Origin of the sequence: Streptomyces sp. NPDC059454 (genome assembly GCF_042749965.1) — a bacterium.
GTDB lineage: Bacteria > Actinomycetota > Actinomycetes > Streptomycetales > Streptomycetaceae > Streptomyces.
Window position 1 is genome coordinate 1 of sequence record NZ_JBHYVC010000090.1, and the last position, 22178, is coordinate 22178.

17 protein-coding genes are annotated in these 22178 nt (G+C 71.8%); 11 read left to right on the plus strand and 6 right to left on the minus strand.

The window, feature by feature from the left end; all coding sequences use genetic code 11:
- The first annotated feature begins 103 nt into the window (after positions 1-103).
- From ACFXAE_RS34330 to ACFXAE_RS34340, 3 genes are all read left to right on the plus strand, one after another.
- Positions 104-1675, plus strand: a complete 1572-nt coding sequence (locus ACFXAE_RS34330) for a DUF6801 domain-containing protein (protein WP_384722982.1) — start codon at positions 104-106, stop codon at positions 1673-1675.
- A gap of 54 nt (positions 1676-1729) precedes the next feature.
- Entirely contained in the window at positions 1730-2671 is a 942-nt protein-coding gene (locus tag ACFXAE_RS34335; protein ID WP_384722984.1) for a hypothetical protein, read from the plus strand.
- Between the two features lie 215 nt (positions 2672-2886).
- Positions 2887-4098: a helix-turn-helix domain-containing protein gene (locus tag ACFXAE_RS34340; RefSeq protein ID WP_384722987.1), complete on the plus strand. Its 1212-nt coding sequence runs from the start codon at positions 2887-2889 to the stop codon at positions 4096-4098.
- Between the two features lie 1342 nt (positions 4099-5440).
- On the opposite strand, the gene ACFXAE_RS34345 is transcribed toward ACFXAE_RS34340, so the two are convergent.
- Positions 5441-6094: a DUF4360 domain-containing protein gene (locus tag ACFXAE_RS34345; protein ID WP_384722990.1), complete on the minus strand. Its 654-nt coding sequence runs from the start codon at positions 6092-6094 to the stop codon at positions 5441-5443.
- Between the two features lie 330 nt (positions 6095-6424).
- Here ACFXAE_RS34345 and ACFXAE_RS34350 point away from each other — a divergent pair, with 330 nt between their 5' ends.
- Positions 6425-9391 carry a beta-galactosidase gene (locus ACFXAE_RS34350; RefSeq protein WP_384722993.1) on the plus strand — a complete coding sequence of 989 codons (2967 nt, stop codon included), beginning with the start codon at positions 6425-6427 and terminating at the stop codon, positions 9389-9391.
- On the opposite strand, the gene ACFXAE_RS34355 is transcribed toward ACFXAE_RS34350, so the two are convergent.
- The 5 genes from ACFXAE_RS34355 to ACFXAE_RS34375 form a co-directional block, all read right to left on the minus strand.
- Positions 9297-10802 carry an alpha-N-arabinofuranosidase gene (locus ACFXAE_RS34355; RefSeq protein WP_384722995.1) on the minus strand — a complete coding sequence of 502 codons (1506 nt, stop codon included), beginning with the start codon at positions 10800-10802 and terminating at the stop codon, positions 9297-9299. The genes ACFXAE_RS34350 and ACFXAE_RS34355 overlap by 95 nt on opposite strands.
- Before the next feature lie 65 nt (positions 10803-10867).
- On the minus strand, positions 10868-11836 hold the full coding sequence (locus tag ACFXAE_RS34360) for an arabinan endo-1,5-alpha-L-arabinosidase (RefSeq protein ID WP_384722998.1): 969 nt from the start codon (positions 11834-11836) through the stop codon (positions 10868-10870).
- 21 nt (positions 11837-11857) lie between these two features.
- The gene (locus ACFXAE_RS34365; protein ID WP_384723001.1) at positions 11858-12721 is read right to left on the minus strand and encodes a carbohydrate ABC transporter permease; all 864 of its coding nucleotides are present in this window, start codon (positions 12719-12721) and stop codon (positions 11858-11860) included.
- Positions 12718-13659: a carbohydrate ABC transporter permease gene (locus ACFXAE_RS34370; RefSeq protein WP_384723004.1), complete on the minus strand. Its 942-nt coding sequence runs from the start codon at positions 13657-13659 to the stop codon at positions 12718-12720. The genes ACFXAE_RS34365 and ACFXAE_RS34370 overlap by 4 nt, the downstream gene beginning before the upstream one ends.
- A complete protein-coding gene (locus ACFXAE_RS34375; RefSeq protein ID WP_384723007.1) occupies positions 13656-15014 on the minus strand; it encodes an extracellular solute-binding protein in 1359 nt (452 codons plus the stop codon). Before ACFXAE_RS34375 ends, ACFXAE_RS34370 begins: the two co-directional genes overlap by 4 nt.
- A 214-nt stretch (positions 15015-15228) precedes the next feature.
- Here ACFXAE_RS34375 and ACFXAE_RS34380 point away from each other — a divergent pair, with 214 nt between their 5' ends.
- The 7 genes from ACFXAE_RS34380 to ACFXAE_RS34410 all read left to right on the plus strand — a co-directional run bounded on the left by ACFXAE_RS34380 (position 15229) and on the right by ACFXAE_RS34410 (position 22038).
- The gene (locus tag ACFXAE_RS34380) at positions 15229-15474 is read left to right on the plus strand and encodes a hypothetical protein (protein WP_384723010.1); all 246 of its coding nucleotides are present in this window, start codon (positions 15229-15231) and stop codon (positions 15472-15474) included.
- A 109-nt stretch (positions 15475-15583) separates the two neighbouring features.
- A complete protein-coding gene (locus ACFXAE_RS34385; protein ID WP_384723013.1) occupies positions 15584-16081 on the plus strand; it encodes a toxin in 498 nt (165 codons plus the stop codon).
- Entirely contained in the window at positions 16078-17259 is a 1182-nt protein-coding gene (locus ACFXAE_RS34390; protein WP_384723017.1) for an MAB_1171c family putative transporter, read from the plus strand. The genes ACFXAE_RS34385 and ACFXAE_RS34390 overlap by 4 nt, the downstream gene beginning before the upstream one ends.
- Positions 17260-17290: 31 nt before the next feature.
- Positions 17291-18499: an MAB_1171c family putative transporter gene (locus tag ACFXAE_RS34395; protein WP_384723020.1), complete on the plus strand. Its 1209-nt coding sequence runs from the start codon at positions 17291-17293 to the stop codon at positions 18497-18499.
- Positions 18489-19895 (plus strand): NAD(P)/FAD-dependent oxidoreductase, encoded by a 1407-nt coding sequence (locus ACFXAE_RS34400; RefSeq protein WP_384723023.1) that lies wholly within the window; start codon positions 18489-18491, stop codon positions 19893-19895. Before ACFXAE_RS34395 ends, ACFXAE_RS34400 begins: the two co-directional genes overlap by 11 nt.
- Before the next feature lie 560 nt (positions 19896-20455).
- The gene (locus tag ACFXAE_RS34405) at positions 20456-20698 is read left to right on the plus strand and encodes a DUF6411 family protein (RefSeq protein WP_361749284.1); all 243 of its coding nucleotides are present in this window, start codon (positions 20456-20458) and stop codon (positions 20696-20698) included.
- 473 nt (positions 20699-21171) lie between these two features.
- Positions 21172-22038 (plus strand): hypothetical protein, encoded by an 867-nt coding sequence (locus ACFXAE_RS34410; protein WP_384723026.1) that lies wholly within the window; start codon positions 21172-21174, stop codon positions 22036-22038.
- The last annotated feature ends 140 nt before the right edge of the window (positions 22039-22178 follow it).

Consider the following 22178-nt stretch of genomic DNA (forward strand, 5'->3'; position numbering starts at 1 on the left):
GCCCGGCCGGCCCGCCCGGCCGGGCGTTCGCGGGCCGTCTTCGCCGGACCCCACCGGCACCGGCCTGCGGTCCCCGATTCCGGACGACTCGAGCGGAGCAGCATTGAGAGGCAACCGTACCGCCGCATCGCGGACGTCCCGTGTCCGTACCAGGGGCGCGGCGATCGCCGCGTTCGTCGTCCTGGCCGCCGTGGCACCGGCCACGGCCTCCGCCGCGGGCACCCAGGAGGTCGACGCCGAACTGCCCTACGTGTGCGACCTCCCCTCGGGGGAGCGGACGGCGACGGTGCGGATCTCGGCGGAGTTCCCGGACCGGGTGGAGCGGGGCGAGGCGATCTCGCCCACCGATGTCACCACCGTCGTGGAGCTCCCGGCCGAGGCGGTCGCGGACCTCACCGCGCTCGAGGCGGCCACCGCGCGGGCCGCCACCCGTCTCACCGTCGGCGTCGCCCAGGACGAGACCACGGCCGAGGCGACCTGGCACGGCACCGCGCAGCCGGTCGCCCTTCCCGCATCCGGACCGCTGACGCTGACCGCGACGGGCGACGTCCCGACGGTGACCGGACGGGGCGAGGACGACCTGCGGTTCTCCGCCGGGAACCTCGCCGTCGACCTGGCGCTCGACGCGGCGGACGGGACCGCCGCCGGTCCCGGGTCGCTGACCGTCGCGTGCTCCCCCGCCGGGAACGCGCCGGAGGACGGGCTGCTGGTCACCGTGCCGGTCGGTGCGGACGCGGCGGAGCCGAGCGGCTCGCCGTCCGCGTCCGAAGCCTCCCCCGGGACACCGGCCCCGTCCTCCGGAACACCGCGGGACAGACAGGGGGACCGGGCGCCGGAGGTGGCGGCGAACCCGCCCGGCCCGACGGCGGGCCGCGACGCGCCGCACTGCGCCTACGGCGAGGAGAACCCGTTCGAGCCCCTGTCGATGAACGCGTACATCACCGGCTACAGCAACGTGAAGAAGCAGCAGGGCGCTTCACTGCTGCCGGTGTCCTGCGTGCTGCTCGAGACGAAGGAGATGCTCGCCGAACCGGACGAGCACGGCAACTTCGTCGTGACGATCAAGGCCGAGGGCGAGCTGCACCACGAGGGACGCATGCGGACGCCCCCCTTCCGGAGCACCTTCCTCAGCTTCGGGTTCGTCCCGACGACGGCCACCATGGTGCTGGAACAGACCGGTCCGATGACCATCCGCTTCGACAGCACCTACGTGGGGCTGGACATCATGGCGGAGACCTTCGTCCGGGTCCCGTTGCGGCTCCGGGTGACCGGCCTCGAGGTCAACGGCACCTCCCTGGACGTCGGGTCCGGCTGCCGGACGGAGAAGCCGCTCCGCTCCCCCGAGCCGGACCCCGCGAACCACCCCGGCGACCACCTGGTCATGTACGGGAAGGGGGAGCAGAAGTACGCCGAGGACGCCACCGGCTACATGCTCCTCTCGGGCGGTCCGCTGACCGGCGAGGCGACCATCCCCGCCTTCACCGGCTGCGGCAGCAGCGGCGGCGAGAACCTCGACCGCCTGCTCACCGCCTCCGTCTCCGGCCCCGGCAACTACCTCAAGCAGATACAGGGGCAGACGTGCACGCCGAGCGCTCCCGTGTTCGGGGACGAGAACGCCGCCGCCCAGTGCACCAGCGACCTGCAGCCCCACGTGATCCCCGTCCCGGAGCGCTGAGCCGCTCCCTCCCCCCCCCCGTTTCCCCTCCCATCACGACGGAAGGCCACCACCGTGTCCCAGCTCTCCCACCGCACCAGAATCGCGACCGTCTCCGCCCTGACCGCGCTCGGCGCCCTCGCCTCCCTGGGCACCGCGACCGCCGCCGACCCCACGCTGAACGGCGAGTGGGCCCCCTTCACCCGCTGCCCCGTGGACGCGCCGGCGATGCTGGCCGCCGACGGCTTCGACAGGACCCCGCAGTGCGTGGTCTCCACCTCCGCCAGCGGCTCCATCAAGCTGGGCAAGACCACCGTGACCACCGGGAAGACCAACCTCCAGCTCGGCGTCGTCCAGAACGCGGACGGCACCAGCACCGTCGTCGCCCCGCCCTCCGGCGCGCTCGTCGCCGACTCCGCCACCGTGCCCGGGGGCCTGCTCGGCCTGATGTGTCCGAGCAACATCCCGGTGATCACGTCCATCTGCGAGACGCTCGAGGGCTCCTCCCTCAACAGGATCACCGCCACCATGGAGTCCGTCGGCGCGCCCTACGCCTTCGACCAGACCGCGGGCGTCCTCACCGACATGCCCATCGTCGCCCTGCCGGTCCGCATCCACCTGGAGAACCCGCTCCTGGGCGGCAAGTGCTACATCGGAACGGCCGCCAACCCCGTCCTCCTGCGCCCGGAGAACCGCAACTACCCCGAGTTCGGGATGAGCTTCTTCCAGGGCGACGGCACCGCCGACGAATCCGGCGAGATGAGCCGGATCAACCTCACCGGCGCCACCCAGAACGACAGCGCCTTCGCGGTTCCCGCCGCCACCGGCTGCGGCCTGAACATCGGCCTGATCAACGCCGCGGTCAACGCGAAGTCCGGGCTGCCCTCCGCCGCCGGGAACAACAGCCTCACCCTCAACGACACCCGGACCCACCTCACCGGCCTCAACGCGCCCGGCACCGCCGCCCCCGAGGCAGGCAGGGTGCTCGCGGAGAACTGGCACTCCGCCGTCAGGTGACGGCTCCACAGCGGCGGTCCGGCCGCCGTGGCGGCCGGACCGTGCGCCTGTGAAGCACTTCTGCTCAAACGGTGTACAGAGAAAGGAAGTTGATTTAGTTTCAGTTCCTCGGACCGGCGTGACCTGGTGGACCGGTCCGGGCGCCGTCCGCCACCCGGTCGGACGCCACCCGCCCGGCCACCCCGCCGGACACGTCGGAGAGCAAGGGGTCGCTCATGCCCTCGATCACACGGCCCCCGGAGGTCGGTGAACCGCTCGAGCCCTTACCCAGGCAGTTCGCGGCCTTCATACGGCCGGAACTGCCAGGGCTGCTGAACGAGATACGGGCCGAGGTCACCCGCGCCTACCCGGTGTACGGCCGGCTGCTCAACGGCCCGGACGGGGACGCGATCCGCCAGGGCGTGGAACAGGCGCTGGTCGCCTTCGTGGACCAGGTGGCCGACCCGGGCAGGAGCTCGGACCTGCGGGACGAACTGCTGCGCAGGTTCGGCCGGGTGGAGGCCTACGAGGGCCGCGACCTGGACACCCTGCAGGGTGCCTACCGGCTCGGCGCCCGCATCGCGCTGCGCCGGGCCAAATCGGTGGGACGGCAGCACAACCTCTCCCCCACCCTGATCCTCGCCTTCGCCGACGCCCTCTTCGCGTACGTCGAGGAACTGGAGGCGGTCACCCGCGAGGGGTACGCGGAGGTGCGCGAGCGGACCGGCTCCGAAGTGTCCGCGTTACGAAGACAGTTGCTCCACCTGATCCTGGCCTCGTCACCGCTGCCCCAGGCGACCGCCTCCGAGCTGTGCGAGGCCGCCGCCTGGGAACTGCCCCGCACCTGCACCCTCGTCGCCCTCCGCCCCCCGGCGCCGGACCACATCCAGGCGGCTCTCGACGGCGACGTCCTCGCCGATCTCGACATCCCGCAGCCGCACCTGCTCGTCCCCGGGGACCTCACACCGCAACGCCTCACGATGCTCGGCACGGCTCTGTCCGGCACCCGTGCCGCGGTGGGCCTGACCGTACCGCTCGCACAGGCCGCCCACTCCGTGCGCTGGGCCCGCCGTGTGCTCCAGCTCGTCGACGACGGTGCGGTGCCCGACGCCCCGCTGGTCCGCTGCGAGGACCACCTGATCACGCTGTGGCTGCTGTCCGACCCGGCCCTCGTCGACCAGCTCGCGGCCCGCGAACTGGCCCCGCTCGACGGGCTGCCCGCCGGCCGCCGCCATCGGCTCGTCGAGACGCTCCGGGTCCACGTCTCCACCCGGGCGCCCGCCGAACAGGTCGGCGAGATGCTGGGCGTGCACGCCCAGACCGTCCGCTACCGCCTGCGGAACCTGGACGCCCGCCTGGGCGACCGGCTCACCGACCCCGACCACCGCTTCGCCCTCGAGGTGGCCCTGCGCTCGCTCCACCTGCGCGGTCACGACGGCGGGGAGTGATCACCGGCACGGCCCGCCGCCCGGACCGGTGCCCCGGCCGGGCTCAGTGGTCGTCCCGCCCATCCCGCCGGGACCGCCGGGACCACCGGGACCGCCGGGGCCGCCCATCCCGCCGGGACCACCGGGACCACCGGGGCCGCCGGGGCCGCCGGGGCCGCCGGAGGGCATGCCACCGGTGGCACCGTCCGACGCGGCGGAGGCGGAACCGGACGAACCCGAGGAGCATCCGGTCGTGGTCGCCACGGCGGCGGCTCCGCCGAGCAACAGCGACCGGTTCACGAACCAGCGGCGGGTACGTTCGGCCTGGGGGTGCTTGCTCTGTGTCCGTGCACGGGCGTGAGCCTGCGGCACGGAGCCGGGAGCCGGCTGATAGGTCCCTGTCAGCGGGTTCTGAACCCCGCGCCCCCACGGGTCAGGTCGACCTCGGCGCGGACGGTCTTGGCGGGCGGCCTTCCGTCCACCACCTCCCACCGGGCCGGCACAGCGGCTTCCCGTCACCCGTCAGGTGGGGGCGGGGGTCGCACTGGCCTGGCGGGGGCACGCCGGGCGGGCTCGGCGGCGAGCTGCCGGCGGGCCGGTGCACCGATTGAGCAGCCGTTGTCCCGTGACCGCGCAGGTGGGACGGATGCGGCCTTGCACGCGTACGACGCCAGGACGAGTACTCACCCCCGAGCATGACACTCCATCGCAGAAGCGTGAGCACTTTGACCGCCACTGCCTTTTCTCTGCTCATCTGAGCGTTCTAATGGCAGATGCCCGCTGATTGCTCACACCTTTCAGCAAGACATCCCCGCCCCTGGCCCCACAGAGCCGGGACAGGGAAGGTCTTCCCACCCGGCCGGACTCTCCCGCGACTGCTGGGCACCGGCCGCTAAGCCCGGCGCGGCATCCCGCCACCACTCGAGTGCGCCCACACTCCCGCCACCCACCCACCCACCGTTGGCCGCTGAGCCGGCCCGGCGTGCGGGCGAGGCGCGAGCGCGTCCGTGAACGCCGGGTCCCTCCCGGCCGACGGTCGGCCGCACGCATGCCCGGGCCCCGCTTCTCTTCCGGGCCGCTCGCTCGCTTCTCCCCCGTGCTGGAGCGAGCCGAGTCAAGGGGGGCCCGCAGGGCCATCGCCGAAGGCGACGCGAAGTGGAGCGCAGCGGAACGCAGCGCCCTTGACTCGGCTCGCGGAAGCACGACACCGGCGAAGAAGCGAGTGGCCCCGACGGCGACCTTTCAGCCGGCGATGACACCAAGGTGCGGCCCGCACGCCCATCCGGGCCGTACGGGCCGCACCGGTCGGGTCACCGGGTGCCGGGTCACCGGGTGCCGGGTCACCGGGTGCCGGGTCACCGGGTCACGACTTCTCCGGGCACTCCTTCCACGCGAGGTGGTAGACCGTGCTGATGTCTCCGTCCGTGGAGTCCATCGTCATGAAGCTGACGTCGTCGGGCGCCGTGGTGCCCGCGCTCACCCGCAGCTCCGTGTTGATGTTGAAGTTGCGCTGGACCCCGCAGGGCGCGTAGACCAGCTGGGCCCAGTCGGTCTCGTCCGTGGCCTGCCAGTTGTCGTCGTAGGGGCCCGCGAAGGGGTGGCTGCGGTACTCCGTGTTCGGGGAGCCCTGGAAGTAGTACGACGCCCGCTGCGTGCCCTTCGCGCCGGGCTGGAGCGAGGCGAAGCCCCGGTAGTCGGCGCTGGCGATGGCGTAGGTGAAGCCCTGGGGGACGTGCACCAGCAGGCTGAGCTGGCAGTTCTTGCGGAAGGCCGTGGAGTCGGAGTCCCCGCCGGCCTGGGCGAGGTAGTCGCTGTACGTCACGGTGAACGCGGTGTTGTCGGCCGAGACGGCGACGGCCGCCGTACCCGCGGGGCATCCCGAACCGTTCACCGTGGCGACCTTGATGACGATCTTGTCCGGCGGCGGGTCCTCGAACCCGGTCGACGGGTCGTGCGCGGGTAACGCGGCGGTGAGGAGCGCGGCCGCCGCCGCGCCCAGGAGCAGTCCACCAGCCATGGTTCTCCATCCTTCGGTGGGGGGTGATGTCTCGCCTTGCGGTGTCGCCTCACCGTCACGGATCGTTGAAGCGTCATGTACATGCCAATAACACACGCACACGTGCTCCCGGCTCCGTGGAGGAGGCATGGAGGCGCGGTGAAGACCGGGAGCGCTCGCATCGTACGGAGCCCCGTGACCGGCGGACAGTGCGAACTCCGGCCATTCACTTCTGCCCTACCGAAACGGGAGGAAGCAGACGTAACGGAACCCTCTGTGAACACACGGGTACCGGTTCGTGGACAATGGCCCACCGGCACCCCGTGTGGCAGCACTACAGGAGGCGCTCCCTTGGAGCTCAGCAGGCGTACCTTCACCGCCCTGGCCGGTACGGCGGCGCTCGGTCTCGCGCTGGCCGGCAGCGGCGGGGCGGCGACCGGCGCGCACGAGCCTCGCGGCGTGCCGACGGGCCCGCCGCCCCCTCCCCCGAGCGCGGACGGCAGGCGGCACCGGATCGGCCACGACCGGTACTCGCTGCTGGTCGACGGCCGGCGCCTGGTGCTGTGGTCCGGCGAGATGCACCCCTTCCGGCTGCCCAGCCCGTCCCTGTGGCGGGACGTGCTGCAGAAGCTGCGCGCCCACGGGTGCAACGCGGTCAGCGTCCCCGTGCCGTGGAACCACCACTCCCCCGCGCCCGGAGAGTACGACTTCACCGGAGTGCGGGATCTGGACCGCTTCCTGAGCACGGCCGCCGAGGAGCGGCTGTACGTCATCCTGCGTCCCGGTCCGTACCTCGGATCCGCCGATCTCGACGCCGGCGGCTTCCCGGGGTGGCTGACGGCCACTGAGGGCCGCGCCCGCACCGCCGACCCGGAGTACCTGCGGCACGTCGACGAGTGGCTGAGCGCCGTCAACCGCATCGCTGTCCGGCATCTGTTCACCGCGGGCGGCGGCACCGTGCTGCTGTACCAGTTCGAGGACGGGTTCGAGGTCTCCGCCGACGATCCGGCCGGGCGGGCCTACCTGACCCACCTGTACGACAGGGCGCGCGCCGACCGCATCGACGTACCGTTGTTCCACGCGGACGGGCGTTTCGGGGTCCGCGGGACCGGCCGGCGGACGCCCGGGGTCCTGGCCGGGGCGGCCGGCGGGGCGGCCGATCCGTGGGGCGGTGCCACCTCCGGCGGCAAGGGGTACGCGGAGGTGCGGCGGACGCGCGACGCGGCCCACGAGCGGCGCGGCCACCTCACGAGCCTCGCCGACGGCATCACCGTGCACAACGTCCGCGTGGCGTTCGGCGGGACCTCGTGGGGCTGGCTGCCCGCGCCCGGCGTCTACACCTCGTACGACTACGGGGCGGCGATCGACGAGGGCCGCCGGCCGACGCCGAAGCTGGCCGCGCTCCAGCAGCTCGGCCATCTGCTGCGGACCGTGCCCGACCTCGCCCGGCTGGACCCGGCGAAGGAGGTACGGGCCGAGGACGACCGGCTGAAGGTGCGCCACCTGGCCAATCCCGACACCGGCGCCCAGGTGTACGTCCTGCGCAACGACTCCGGGGAGCCGGTCGGCTCGATGCTGCCGGACTCCGGCATCGACGTACCGGTCACCGTCGGCGCGCGGGACGCCAAGCTGCTCACCACCGGGCTGGAACTGGGCCGGCGGAAACTGGCGTACACCACCGCGCAGCCCATGCTGAACACGACCGTCGGGCGGCACGACATCGCCCTGTTCACGGGCCGCAGCGGTGAGACGGCGCAGGTCGCACTGGAATGCGACACCGAGCCGCTCACCTCCCGGCTGGACGACGAGCCCGGGTGGTCCTACGACCGGGGCAGGCTGAACATCGTGGTGCCGCTGGGCGTGGGCGGGCTGAGCCGGGTGCTGATCGAGGGCGGGGACTCCGGGACGCCCATGGTGCTGCTGTTCGCCGACGACGCGACGGCGCTGCGCCTGTGGCCGTACGAGACCCCGTCCGGCCCGCTGCTGGTCTACGGCCCGGCGCTGCTCCGCTCGGTCACCCTGCGCGGGTCCACCGCCCACCTCGTCGGCGACGTCGTCGGCGAGACCGGCCTGGAGGTGTGGGTACCGCGCGGGATCACCGCCGTGACCTGGAACGGACGTCCGGTGCGCACCCAGGTCAGCCGGGCCGGAAGCCTGGTGATGGAGGGACTGATGCCGGGCGCGCCCGAGGTGCGGCTGCCCGCGCTGGAGGGCTGGCGCGGGCGGGCGGAGAACCCGGAGTCCGAGGCCGGTTTCGACGACTCGGCGTGGCCGGCCGCCGATCTCACCTCGTCGCACGGCACCACGCCCGTGCCCGAGGGCGGTCCCGTCCTCTTCGCGGACGATTACGGCTTCCACCACGGCGACGTCTGGTACCGGGGGCGGTTCGAGGACACGCGCGGCGTCGAGTCCGTGTCGCTCTCCTGCAGCACCGGTACGCAGGGGCTGCTGATGGCCTGGCTGGACGGCCGCCCGCTGGGCACGCACCGCATGCCGGTGCCGGACGAGGACACGGCAAAGCGGGGCACGTGGACGGCGACGGTCTCCTTCGACGTGCCGGAGAAGTGGCGCGAGCGGGGCCCGCACGTGCTGTCCGTGCTCGTACGGCCGATGCAGCACGACGGGGACGAGCGGACGAAGGACCCGCACAAGGCCGCGCGCGGGCTCGTGGCCGTCGAGTTCGAGGGCCGCTCCCGGAGTGTGGAGTGGCGGATCCAGGGCGCCACGGCACCGGACCGGGTGCGCGGGCCGCTGAACAACGGCGGGCTGTACGGGGAGCGGGAGGGCTGGCACCTGCCGGGGTTCGACGACCGGGAGTGGCGGTCCGTGGAGTTCCCGCGGGAGGAGCGGCGACAGGGGGTGGCCTGGTACCGGACGGGCTTCCGGCTGGACGTGCCCACCGACGTGGACGCCTCGATCGGGCTCACGCTCGACGACGATCCGGAGCGCGCCTACCGGGTCCAGATCTTCCTCAACGGCTGGAACATGGGCCAGTACATCAACGATGTGGGCCCGCAGCACACCTTCGTCCTGCCGAACGGGATCCTGCGCACACGGGGGACCAACACACTGGCCCTGGCGGTGCTGTCCGACGGGACCACACCCTCGGGCCCGCGCGATGTGCGGCTGACGCTGCTGGGCGCGGCGCGGGGCGGGGTTCCGGTGGAGGCGGTGGACTCACCGGGGAGGGGTGGCCACCGCTGGGCACATCACACCGGGCGGCTCACGCCAGCCGGATCACGTTCCAGGACAGCGGCTCCAGCACGGCGGAGAGCCGGCCGTCGTCCAGGGTGGTGCCGCCGACCGGGTGCGGGGTGACCCGCTCGGGCTCGGCGAGGGTGTTGCGGGCGTCGGGGTCGGCGTCCGCGAGGGCGCTGTGCTCGACGACCGAGGTGAGGTCGAGGCCGTTGAGAGCGACGTCCAGCGGCAGGGACTCGGTGCGGCTGCGGTTGACGGCGAAGACGGTGACCGTGCCGTCCTCGGCGCGCACGGCGGTGGCGTGCAGCAGGTCGGCCTCGCCGTACTTCTTCGTCTCGTACGTCGGTGAGTCCACGCGGACGTCGAGCACCTCGCCCCGGCCGTACTTCGAGGCCTGGGCGAACGGGAAGAACGTCGTCTGCCGCCAGGCCGGGCCGCCGGGCTCGGTCATGATCGGGGCGATCACGTTGACGAGCTGGGCGAGACAGGCCACGGTGACGCGGTCCGCGTGCCGCAGCAGGGCGATGAGCAGCGAACCGAAGACGACGGCGTCGGTGACGCTGTAGTTGTCCTCGAGCAGGCGGGGGGCCTCGGGCCAGTCCAGGGCGCTGACCTGGGCCTCGGTCCGGGACAGGTACCAGACGTTCCACTCGTCGAAGGAGAGGTCGATCTTCTTCTTGGACTTGAGGCGGGCGCCGACGTGGTCGCAGGTGGCGACCACGTTCTCGATGAAGGACTCCATGTCGACGGCGGAGGCGAGGAAGGAGTCGACGTCGCCGTCGAGCGGCTCGTAGTAGGCGTGCAGGGAGATGTAGTCGACCAGGTCGTAGGTCTCCTTGAGGACCGTCGCCTCCCACTCGGCGAAGGTCTCCATGGACTGGCCGGAGGAGCCGCAGGCGACGAGCTCGACGCCGGGGTCGATCTGACGCATGGCGCGGGCGGTCTCGGCGGCGATACGGCCGTACTCCTCGGCGGTCTTGTGACCGGTCTGCCAGGGGCCGTCCATCTCGTTGCCGAGGCACCACATGCGGATGCCGAACGGGTCCTTGTCGCCGTGCTCGACGCGCAGGTCCGACAGGGCGGTGCCGGAGGGGTGGTTGGCGTACTCCTGGAGCTCCAGGGCCTCGGCGACGCCCCGGGTGCCGAGGTTGACGGCCATCATGGGCTCGGCCTGGGGGCCGATCTTCTTCAGGAAGGCGATGTACTCGGAGAGGCCGAAGCGGTTGGTCTCGGTGGAGCGCCAGGCGAGGTCGAGGCGGCGGGGGCGGTCCTCGACGGGGCCTACGGAGTCCTCCCACTTGTAGCCGGAGACGAAGTTGCCGCCGGGGTAGCGGATGGCGGTGACGCCGAGCTCCCTGACGAGGTCGAGGACGTCCTGGCGGAGGCCTTCCGCGTCCGCGGTGGGGTGGCCGGGTTCGAAGATGCCGGTGTACACGCAGCGGCCGAGGTGTTCCACGAACGAGCCGAAGAGGCGGGGGTTGACTTCACCTACGGTGAAGGCGGGGTCCAGGGTGAAACGGGCGGTGCGCATGGGTTCCTTTCGGTGCGTTGTCGAGTGCGGGTGCGCGGTGGCTGGTCGCGCAGTTCCCCGCGCCCCTAGCGGACGGTTGGCCAGCCGTTTCCTTGCCAGCTCAGCTTGTTCAGTCCCAGCTTGGGGGTACCTTCGTCCTCTGCGTCGTAGTAGTGGTAGGCCAGCCAGTCGCTGCCCTTGTCCTTGAAGACCGACTGGCCACCCGTGCCCACGTACCTGCCGTGGCCGGCGAGCAGGAGGTCGCCGCCGCCCTCCAGCATCGGCTTGCCCGTGCTGTCGGTGTACGGGCCCGTGATCTTCGTCGAGCGGCCGACCTTGATCCTGTACGTGCTGTTCACGCCCGAGCAGCACGCGTCGTACGACGCGAACAGGTAGTAGTGGCGACCGTGCTTGACGATCTCCGGGCCCTCGACCGCGTACGGCTCGTCGGGGCGGGTGGCCAGGTGGTGGACCGGGGCGTCCTCGATCGCCTTGCCGGTCCTCGGGTCCAGTTCGACCATGCGGATGCCGGTCCAGTACGAGCCGAACGTCATCCACAGGCGGCCGTCCGCCCGGACGACGGCCGGGTCGATGGCGTTCCAGTGGTCGGTGGTCTGTGAGGTGAAGACCTTGCCGTGGTCGGTCCAGGTGCCGGGCAGGCCCGTGCGGGAGGTGGCCACACCGATCGCGGAGTGGTTGGTGCCCCAGGAGGAGACGGCGTAGTACAGCCAGTAGCGGCCGGCGCGGTGGGAGAGGTCGGGGGCCCAGGGGTCGCCGGTGTCGTTGTACTCGTACCACCAGGCGGGGGGTTCGGCGAAGGCGTTGCCCGCGTCCGTCCAGTGGACACGGTCCTTGGAGGTGCGGGCGCCGATGACGCCGCCCGTGGAATAGGCCACGTAGCCGCCGGACTTGAGGCGCATCACGGTCGGGTCGTGGATGATCTGCTGGCCGGTGACCGGCTGGGGGTCGGGGTACGTCACGTCCGCCCGGGCCGTGGCCGGCAGCAGGGCCACGACCGCGGCGGCCAGGAGGGTGACGAGTCTCAGGCGCTTCACATCGGGCTCCCCTCGGAGGGACTACTGACCCGCCAGACCGGTGTGGGCGACGCCCGCCACGATCTGGCGCTGGAAGAAGACGAAGACGATGATCAGCGGCAGGCCCGCCATGAGGCCGCCGGCCATGAGCTGGGCCCACTGGATGCCGTAGGAGTTCATGACGGTCGCGATGCCGTTCGGCATGGTCATCAGGTCGGGGTTGTTGGTGACCATGTAGGGCCACAGGAAGTTGTTCCAGGAACTGATGAAGGTGAAGATGCCGACGGCCGCGAGGGAGGGGCGGGACAGCGGCACGATGATCGTGAGGAAGACGCGCCAGCGGCCGGCGCCGTCGATGAAGGCGGCCTCCTCCAGTTCGCGCGGGATGCCCTGGAAGAACTTGTAGAGGATGTAGACCATCGCGGCGGGTGCGCACTGCGGCAGGATCATGCCCCAGTAGGTGTCGACCATGCCCATCTGCTGGACGGTGGTGAACAGGGGGACGCCGAGCACGGCCGGGGAGACCATGAGGCCGGCCATCACCACGCCCATCAGGACGTGTCTGCCGCGGAACTCGGTACGGGCGAAGCCGTACCCGGCGAGTGCGCTGACCACCAGCACGATCGTCGTCACGCAGACGGACACCACCAGCGAGTTCACGAACCAGTTGGTGATGTTGCCGGTCTCGAGGATGGCCGTCCACGCCTGGCCGGTCCACTCCTTGGGCAGCCAGTGCGTCGGCACCTCGACGGCCTCGGTCTCCGACTTCCATGAGGTGAACAGGGCCCAGGCGAGCGGGGCGAGGAAGACGAGGGAGACGGCGGTGCCGAGGAGGGTGAGGACGATCTGGCTGGGGGTCCAGCTCCGGCGGGGCTCGACCCGTGTCTGCTGTGCGGCGGTGGTCATCGGCCGCCCTCCTCACGGTTGCGCAGCAGCCACATCCGGGCGAGGGCGACGGCCGCGATGATCACGAAGAAGATGATGGAGATGGCGGAGGCGTAGCCCACGCGGTAGCTGGTGAAGCCCTCTTCGAGGGTGTACTGCACGAACGTCCTGGTGGATCCCTCCGGACCGGGCAGGAAGTCCATCATCACGACGGCCTGGTCGAAGACCTGGAGCGAGGCGAGGATCTGCAGGGCGATGACGAGGCCGGTGATGTTGCGCAGCATCGGCAGGGTGATGTGGACCATCCGGTGCCAGGCGTTCGCGCCGTCCAGCTCGGCGGCCTCGTAGAGGTGTCCGGGGATGCCCTGGAGGGCCGCGAGGTAGAGCAGGAAGCTGAAGCCGACCGTCCACCACAGGGTGCAGATGACGACGGCGAGCATCGCGTACGACTTGTCGTTCAGCCACGGCGTCCCGATGCCGAAGACGTGGTTGACCATGCCGGTGCCGGGGTTGAACAGCCACTGCCACAGGTTGGCGGCGACGGTCGACGGCAGCAGGAACGGGGCGAAGAAGCACAGCCGCCACAGCCACTTGCCGCGTTCGATGTGGTGGGCGAGCATCGCGAGGAGGAAGGCGAGGACCGTGATGCAGGGCACGACGAGGAGCGTGAAGTACGCGCTGTGGCCGAGTGATTCCCACACCAGCGGGTCGTCGAGGGCCTCGCGGTAGTTGTCGAGGCCGACGAAGTTCGCGCTGTCGCCGGAGATGTTGGCGTCGGTGAAGCTGAGGTAGAGGCCGCGCAGCAGCGGCCAGATCACGAAGAGCGCGAACAGCACGAGGAACGGGGCGACGAACCAGCCGCCGTGCTGGAAGCCCTGCTTGCGGCGGACGGTGGCACTGGCCGTGGCGGTCCGCACGCGCGTGGGCGCGATGACGGTCTCTGCGCCGGTCGTCGTCATGCGACCGCACCTCCCTGCGCGGCGGTGTGGCCGTCCATGGGGTTCTTCGAGGCGAGCAGTTGGGTGAGCGTGTTCTTCATGCTGCGGGCGGCGGCGTCCGGCTCGGCGGAGCCCATCGTCGAGGAGACGACGACGGGGCCGACGCGCTGGGCGAGGATGCCGGTGGAGCCGGCGAACCACACCTTCGGCTCGGTGGCCTGGTGGTCCATCGCCGACACGTACTCGCTCTGCGGGTCGAGCTTCTGGTACGCGGCCGTGGACAGGGTGGGCGTGTGGGCGGGGATGTGTCCGCCGGCGGCCCACTGCCGGGCGTGCTGGACGATGTAGGCGGCGAGCCGGTGCGCGCCCTCGTTGGCGGCGCCGCCGCGGTCGGACTGGTGCGGCAGGACGAAGGCGTGCGACTCGGCGTGGGTGGCCTGCCTGCCGAAGACGGGCGGCAGCGGGGTCGCACCGTAGTCGATCTTCGCGCTGTCGAAGACCGGCACCGACCAGTTGCCCTCCCAGACGAAAGGGCCACCGTTGACGAACTGTTCGGCGCCCGCGCCGCCCGCGAAGTCCGGGTTCGCGTACCCGTCGGTGACGTGCCGGCGCAGGAACTCCAGGACCCGGGTGGCCTTGTCGGTGTCGAAGGTGACCTCGGTGTTGGCGTCGTTGAACCAGGTGCCGCCGAGCTGGGTGTAGAAGGCGACGAAGAACCACCACTGGAAGTTCTGGTCGGCGGTCCACATGCCGAGGGTCTGCAGACCCTTCCCGGCGGCCCTCTTGGCCTCCTTGAGCACGTCGAACCATGCGTCGACCGAGGTCACGGGCACGATGCGGCCGTCGGCGCCGAGCAGGCCCGCCTTCTTCAGCACGTCCTTGCGGTAGAAGCAGAGCTGGACGTGGATGTCGAGCGGGAGGGCGTAGAGCTTGCCGTCGACGACGGCGCGCTTCCACAGCTCGGGGTTGAAGTCGGTTTCCTTCACGCCGTACTTGGCGAGCAGCTCCACGTCCCAGGGGTCCAGGAGGCGGCCGGGTGAGAAGCCGGTGACGCGGCCCAGGTGCATGACGCCGAGGTCGGGTGCGCGGTTGCCCGCGGCCGCCATGGCGAGCTTGGTGTAGAAGGGGCTGCCCCACTGGAGGGTGGAGTCCTTCACCTCGATGCCGGGCGTCTCCGCGCGGAAGGAGTCCAGCATCGCGATCATGTTGTACCCGTCGCCGCCGCTGAAGAGGTTCCAGTAGCGCACGCGGGCGTCCGCCCCGGAGGCGAGTGCGTCGGCCCCGGTCCCGAGCGCCGCGAAGCCGAAGCTTCCGGCGACGGTCCACCCGCCTATTCCGGCGAGGAGTTGCCTGCGATTCAGGCCAGGTCGTCCCATTCCCTGCCCCATCCGTTCATGGATCGTTCGAGATATCGAATGACGCCCGTAACTTCGAACGGACCGTAAGGGTGACGGACCGGTGCGTCAATGGCCCGAACAAGAACTCGCGGCGGGACTTTCCGCGGGCGTTCCTCCGCATGACACGGGCACGTCCGGCCGCGTAGGCTCGAACGGCCTTGGTTTCGGCGGCGGGTGGGAGCGAGGGGGCGGGATGGGGTTCGCGGACGCGGCCGCCCCGGGCCCGGGTCTCCCACCTGAGCGGGCGCGGGCTCCCGCCGCGGCCGTGGTGATCCTCGACGCCGTCGGGGCCGGTGCGTACCGCGGTCACGCGCTCGACACCACCGGGCTGCCGCGTGAGACCGTGGCCGTCCCGCGCGCCCTGCGCCGGCCCGGCGTGATCCGTGGGGTCCGCGCGCCCGCCGTGGCACCCGGGGACACCGTGACGGTCACCGAATGACCGTTTCACCTCCGGAACTGGCCCGGAAGGTGCCCGACTTGGCATATTGCACAGGTGACCGGGCGACACCCAGGGGAACAGGGAGACAGCGGTGCGTACCAGGAAGGAGATGCGTCGTCTCGCTGACGCCCTCATCGACCCCATCCGGGTGGCCGTCCCGGCCGACCCCGAGGTCCTGTTCGAGGCGCTGGTCGCCTCCGTCAGCGCCTGGCGGGGACGGGACGTGGTCGTCCACCGGGCGGCGTTCCCCCCGCACACGGCGAGCGGGCTGTGGCTGGAGCGCGAGGGCCACGACGACGTGGTGGTCGACGAGCGGGCCGCCGTGTGGCACCAGATCGTGATCCTCTGCCACGAGGTGTGGCACATGAACCGCCGGCCGATGGACGCCGGCGGACGGCCCGGACCGGCCGCCGCGCGCACCGACTTCAGCCTGGCGGAGGAGCAGGAGGCGGACCGCTTCGGCATGTTGATGGGCCGCCGGCTGCGCACCTGGCTGGAGGCCTCCACCGACTCGGTGTACGCCGCGGAGGGCGGCGACCCGGAGAACCCGCGGGACCTCGCCGGACGCATCGGGGCCGCGCTCAACTACCGTGGGACGAAGAGATGAGCGGCCTGATCAACTACGTCAGCTGCGGAGTGCTGTGGCTCGGCCTGCTGGTGAAGGCCCCCGATCTGCTGCGGCACCGGCACGATCCGTATCTGCGGACGATCTGCGCGGTGCTGGGGCTGGCGGGGCTGTGCTTCTTCCTGGGGGCGCCGCCGACGGTCGGCGCCGTCAACCGGATCGGCGACGTGCCGAACCTCGCGGCACCCGTCACCTATGTGGCGATCACCGGGTACTGCGCCGCGTCCCAGCTCCTCGTCGTGCACTGGCGCGGCGGGCCCCGGGTGCGCCGCACCGCCCGCCGCTGGCTGTTCGCCTACGCCGTGGTCGTCCTCGGCATCGCGGTGACGTTCGCGCTCGGCGAGGCGCCCGTGGAGCGCCGCACCGACCTGGACACCTACTACGCGACGACGCCGTTCATCGCCCAGATGATCGTGCTGTACCTGGTCGCGCACCTCGCCGCGGTGACCGTCACCGCCGTGTCGGCGCTGCGCTGGGCGCGCCGGGTGCGAGGCGGGCTGCGGGCGGGGCTGACGCTGCTCGGCATCGGTTCGCTGTGCGGGGCCGGGTACAGCGTGGCCAAGCTGGTCGCGGTGGGCGCCCACTGGTCCGGGCGGGACTGGTCGGCGCTCGGCACCACCGTCTCCCCGGTCGCCGCCGGGCTCGGCGCCCTGCTGACGGTCGTCGGGGTACTGGTGCCGCTGGCGGCGCCCCGCGTCACCGAGTGGCGGCGGGCACGACGGACGTACGCCCGGCTGGAACCGCTGGAGCGGGCGCTGGACGACCTCCTCACCCGCCGGACGCTGCGGCTGCCCCGGCCCAGGCTCGCCTCCCCCACGACGCGGCTGGTGTGGCGGCAGACCAGCGTCCACAACGCGCTGAGCCACCTGGACGCCTACTTCGACCGGGAGCTGTACGACCGGACCCGCGCCGGTGTGCTGGCGGCGACGGGGGAGGCGGAGCGCGCGGAGGCCGCCGCGTGGGCGGCCGTGATCACCGCCGCGGTGCGCGACGAGGCGGAACCGGGACGCCGGGTCCCGCCGCGCGACGGCGGCACCCGGCTCCTGGACCGGGTGCCGGACCCGGCCGCCCTGGGCCGGATCGCCGACGCGCTGGCCGGTGCGGCTCCGCTGCCGGCGCCCCCGGTGCCGAGCGGTACGACCACGGCGGGGACCGCGTGAACCGGGCCCCGGACGAGAGGAGCCGGCCGGTATGAGCCTCGTCGTCTACCTGGCGGCCCTCGTGTTCGGGATGACGTCCATGCTGCTCTTCCGCCGCCCGCGCACGGCGGCCCCGCGCAACCCGCTCGCCCTGTCCACCTGCGTCGCGATCGTCCTGGGCGCCCTGGTCTTCGTGTGCGCCGCCCCGGCCACCCTGGCCGCCGTCAACTCCCTCACCGGCATCCCCAACTTCGGGGCCCCGCTGACCTACGGGATGCTCTCCGCGTACAGCTGCTCGGTGCTGGTGCTGCTGATCAACTGGCGGGGCGGGTCGCGGGAACGGGTGCGGCGCATGGTGCTGCGCAGCGTGGCCGCCTACGGTCTGCTGGTGGTCGCCATCGTCGTCCTGTTCACGCTCGCCGAGGCGGACACCGAGCGGCTGACGGACCTCGACACGTACTACGCCACCACCCCGTTCATGCGGGAGATGATCCTGCTGTACCTGGTCGGGCACAGCGCGGCGATGCTGGTGATGTGCGTCGTCTGCGTCAAGTGGGGGCGCGAGGTCGGCGGGCTGCTGCGGACCGGGCTGCGGCTGATCCTGGTGGGGGCGCTGCTGGACGTGGTGGGGTTCCAGCTCGCCAAGTACACCGCGGTGGTGGCCCGTTGGTCGGGCCACGACCTGGACTTCCTGTCCACCACGGTCGCCCCGCCGATGGCCTCGCTGGCCGCGCTGCTGTGGTCGGCCGGGTTCGTGCTGCCGCGGCTGCTGCCGTCCGTCCGCGCGCAGTGGCGGGGGTTCGGCGACTACCGGCGGCTGGGCCCGCTGTGGTCGCTGGTGGGATCGGTGTCGACCGCGCCCAAGCCGCAGGCCGCCTGGTGGCAGCTGCCGCAGGCGCGGCTGCAGTGGCGTGAGGTGTCGATCCACGACGCGCTGCTCGCGCTGGCGCCGTACTTCGACCACCGGGTCCGCGAGCGGGTCCGGGACACCGCCCTGCGCGCGGGCCGCTCCCCCCACGAGGCGCGGCTGGCGGCGGAGGCGGCCATGCTCGCCGACGCGGTGCGCCGGGCCGCCGCCCGTGAGGAACCCCCCGAGACCGCCGGTACGTACCGGCTGCACGCCACCGAGGTCTCCGGCACCGACGGGCTGGTGGAGCTGGCGCAGGCGCTGCACCGCCCTCCCGCCGGGCGCGGCGGGAGGGCGGTGCCGCCTCCCCTGACCAAAACCGTGACCGAACCCGAGGAGCCCCATGTCGCGTAGAGCTGTCGTCATCGGTGCCGGACTGGCCGGCATGCTGGCCGCGGCGGTGCTGTCCCGTGCGGGAGCGGACGAGGTGATCGTCCTGGACCGCGACGAACTGCCGGACGGCCCGGAGCACCGCAAGGGGCTGCCGCAGGGGCGGCACGCGCATCTGCTGATGGCGGGCGGTATGGACGCCATGGAGGAGCTGCTGCCGGGCGCGGGGCTGCGGGGGCGGCTGCTCGCCGCCGGGGCGCACGAGATCCCGCTCAACTCGGGCATGCTCGCGCTGACCTCCGAGGGCTGGCTGCGGCGGTGGCGCCGCGAGGGGCCGGTGATGGTGACGTGCAGCCGGGCGCTGGTGGACTGGGTGGTGCGCACGACGGTACGGGAACTGGTACCGGTGGAGATCCGCAAGGCCGCGGTGGTGGGTCTCACGGGCTCCGCGGGGCGGGTGCGCGGGGTGCGGATCGCGGCGCCCGGCGGGGACACGGACCTGGAGGCGGACCTGGTCGTCGACGCGAGCGGGCGCGGAACGCGGGTCACCGGCTGGCTGGAGGGGCTCGGGCTGACCGGCGTGGAGGAACGGACGGTGGACTCCGGGCTGGTCAACGCGTCGCGCGTCTACCGGGTGCCGGACGGCGCGGAGCGGTTCCCGCTGACGATCGTGCAGGCCGACCCGTATGTGTCCCGGCCGGCGCGGAGCGCGATGGTGATGCCGATCGAGGGGGGCCGCTGGCTGGTGAGCTGCGGCGGCTCGCGGGGCGGTGAGCCGCCGGCGGATCCGGAGGGGTTCCTGCGGTACACGCTCGACCTGCCGGATCCGATCGTGGGGCGGCTGATCTCCGGCGCGCAGCCGCTCACGGACGTGCACCTGAGCCGGTCGACGAGCAATGTGCGGCGGTACCTGGAGCGGATGCCGCGGTGGCCGGAGGGGTTCGTGGTCCTCGGGGACGCCCTGGCCACGTTCAATCCGGCGTACGGGCACGGGATGTCGGTGGCCGCGTTCGGGGCACGGGTGCTCGGGCGGGAGCTGGGGCGGGGCGGGGGGATCGGTGCGCCCGGGCTGGGGCGGCGGGTGGTGCGGGGGGCCGCGCGGACGGCGGACGCGGCGTGGTCGATGGCGGTCGGGCAGGACCTGCTGTACCCGGGGGTGCGGGGCGGGACGCCGCCGGGTGTCGGCGACCGGATGGTGACGGCGTACACACGCCGCATGATGAAGGCGGCGACGGGCTCCTACACGGCGGCCTCGGCGGTCTGGGACGTCACCAGTCTGCGCACACCGCCGACCCGTATGTTCCGCCCCGACGCGGTGCTGGCGGCTCTCACCGGTTCTCCGCTCCCCCCGTCGACCGAGCCCCCGCTGACGCCGGGGGAACGCGAGGTCCTGCGAGGGCTCGACCGTACGGGGGTGTGAGCCGAAGGGTTCTCGCCCCTGCCGCCCCTTCCCGCTCCCCGCGGTCGCTGCCCCCGGAGCCGCCTGCACCGCGAGTACTTCAACCATGGCGACGGCCGCGGGAACGCCCTGCCTCGTCCCTCTCGCCATAGCCGGCTGTGGTGTCGCCGCTGACACCGTCGGCAAGGTGACCGCGGGAGCGACGGAGGACACGCTCACACAAGGAAAGGCAATGGCCATGAAGAAGTACCCGGACAGCGGCGAGATGCCGGACCCGCATGCGGGATCCGAGCCAGGAAGCCCGGTGGCAGCCGCATCACTCCGGACCGGACCCTGCGCGAGTGCCTTCGCCGACCGGTCGCTTCACCAGCCCCACCCCTTCTGACCAGGAGAAGAGCTCCTGCCTCCACGCCGAAGGCGACCACGTCAACCGGAATTGACCTCGACGGACCGCTTTCCCTCCACCTCAGCGGTGCGTCTCGCACCTGGTGAGGCCCGGCCTCGCGCCGCGCGGTATCGCGCGCATGGCCCCGTGTTCTCGGGGCAACCGACAGACACCCCTCACGTTCAGGAGTCCCATCATGATGATCGTCGGGATTGTCGCAGTGTGCGTCGTCCTCGCCCTTCTGGCTTTCCTCGTGCCGCGCCTGTCCCACCATCCGCAACGCGGCACTCAGCGCACACTCGGCGTCGGGTCACGAGCCGGTGGGAAGGCCCCCGGATTCCTCGGCCGAGCGCTCAGCAAGCCGTTTCGCAGCAGTTCCAAGGCTGTCGGCCGCAGTGGGTCGGCCGGCCGGCGAGCCCGTGGTCGCATGCCGTTCTGACCGGCGCCGCGGCCCATGGTGAGCATCTCCGGGAGAAAGCACGCACTCGGCCGATGCCCTGCGCACCGTCGCTTACAAGGACGGCGATTTTCTCCCCACCTGGCTTCTCCCCACCGTCATCGGCGCGGTTGTGGTTCCGACGGTCGCTCTCGCGTCGCGCAGGAGGAATCACCAGTGAGTCCGCGGGACGGTGTTCTTCGCGGCCGTCTTCGCCTCCCCGCTGCTGGAGGAAGGCGAGGACAGCGAGACTACGCCGAAGGGCGTGTCGGGCAGCACAGCGCCCGACACGCCCTTCGGCATTCACCGGGCTCGGTGCCGCCTTCCCCTGCTCCACCTCCTGACTCGACCGAAGTCGCCACTCATCCGCAACTCGCGCCGCAAATAGGCGTGTTGGTTTCCATCCGGGGCATTCGGCCCAGCAGGCCGACGTGATGTGACGGCGGCCGGCACTCGTTGAGGAGATGGGGATTCGCATGCGTCACAAGGGGACGAAGGCCGACGCGATCGTGGTCGCCGCCGTGATGGGGAGCGTTGTCCTGTCGGGTTGTGGTGAGGGCAGCGGTTCGAAGACCGAGGGGGACGGCACGCCGCCGAGCGCGAGCGGAAGCGCCGACGCCCAGGAGCAGGGCACGACGGAGGTGCGGGCCGCCTACGACAAGACGGCCGAAGCCGAGTCGGCGCGGATGACGATCAGGATGAATCTCGCCGCGGAGGGCCAGACGATCACGTCCGAGGGCAAGGGCGTCCTCGGCCTGGCCGAGGGCGACAGCGTCATGACCGTCACCGCGCAGGACGAGACGATCGAGCAACGCGTGGTCGACCAGGTCCTCTACCAGAAGGTTCCTGGCCAGAAGACTCCGGGCGGCAAGCCCTGGATCAAGATCGACCTGGAGAAGGTCGCCGCGCAGCAGGGCCTGGGCAACCAGCAGATCGGCGACCCGGCCCAGACCGCCGCCTACGCCAAGGCGATCGCGGACAAGGACGTCACCAAGGTTGGCACCGAGAAGGTCGGCGGAGTCAACACCACGCACTACAAGGTCTCCGTGGACGTCTCCAAGCTGCCGGGCGGCGACCAGATGAGCAAGCAGCTCGGCCCGACGCTGCCGATGCAGGTCTGGCTCGACGACGAAGGGCGGCTGCGCCGCCAGCAGATCGACATGACCGTCAAGGCCCCAGCCTCCGCCCAGCCGGAGGGCAGCACCTCGCCGCAACAGCTGAAGATGAATACGGTGATGGAGTTCTCGGACTTCGGGACCGAGGTCGACGCCGAAGCCCCGCCGGCCGGCCAGGTCACCGACATGACCGACAAGGCCCTCCAGGGCAGCCGGCAGCAGAGCTGAGTGGCGCAGGCCGGGTCGGTGCTCGACCGTACGGGGGTGTGAGGAAGGGTTCTCGCCCCTGCCGCCCCTTCCCGTCCCGAACCTGGGGCTCCGCTCCTCGAACGCCGGAGGGGCCGAACTTCGGCCCCTCCGGCCTACCA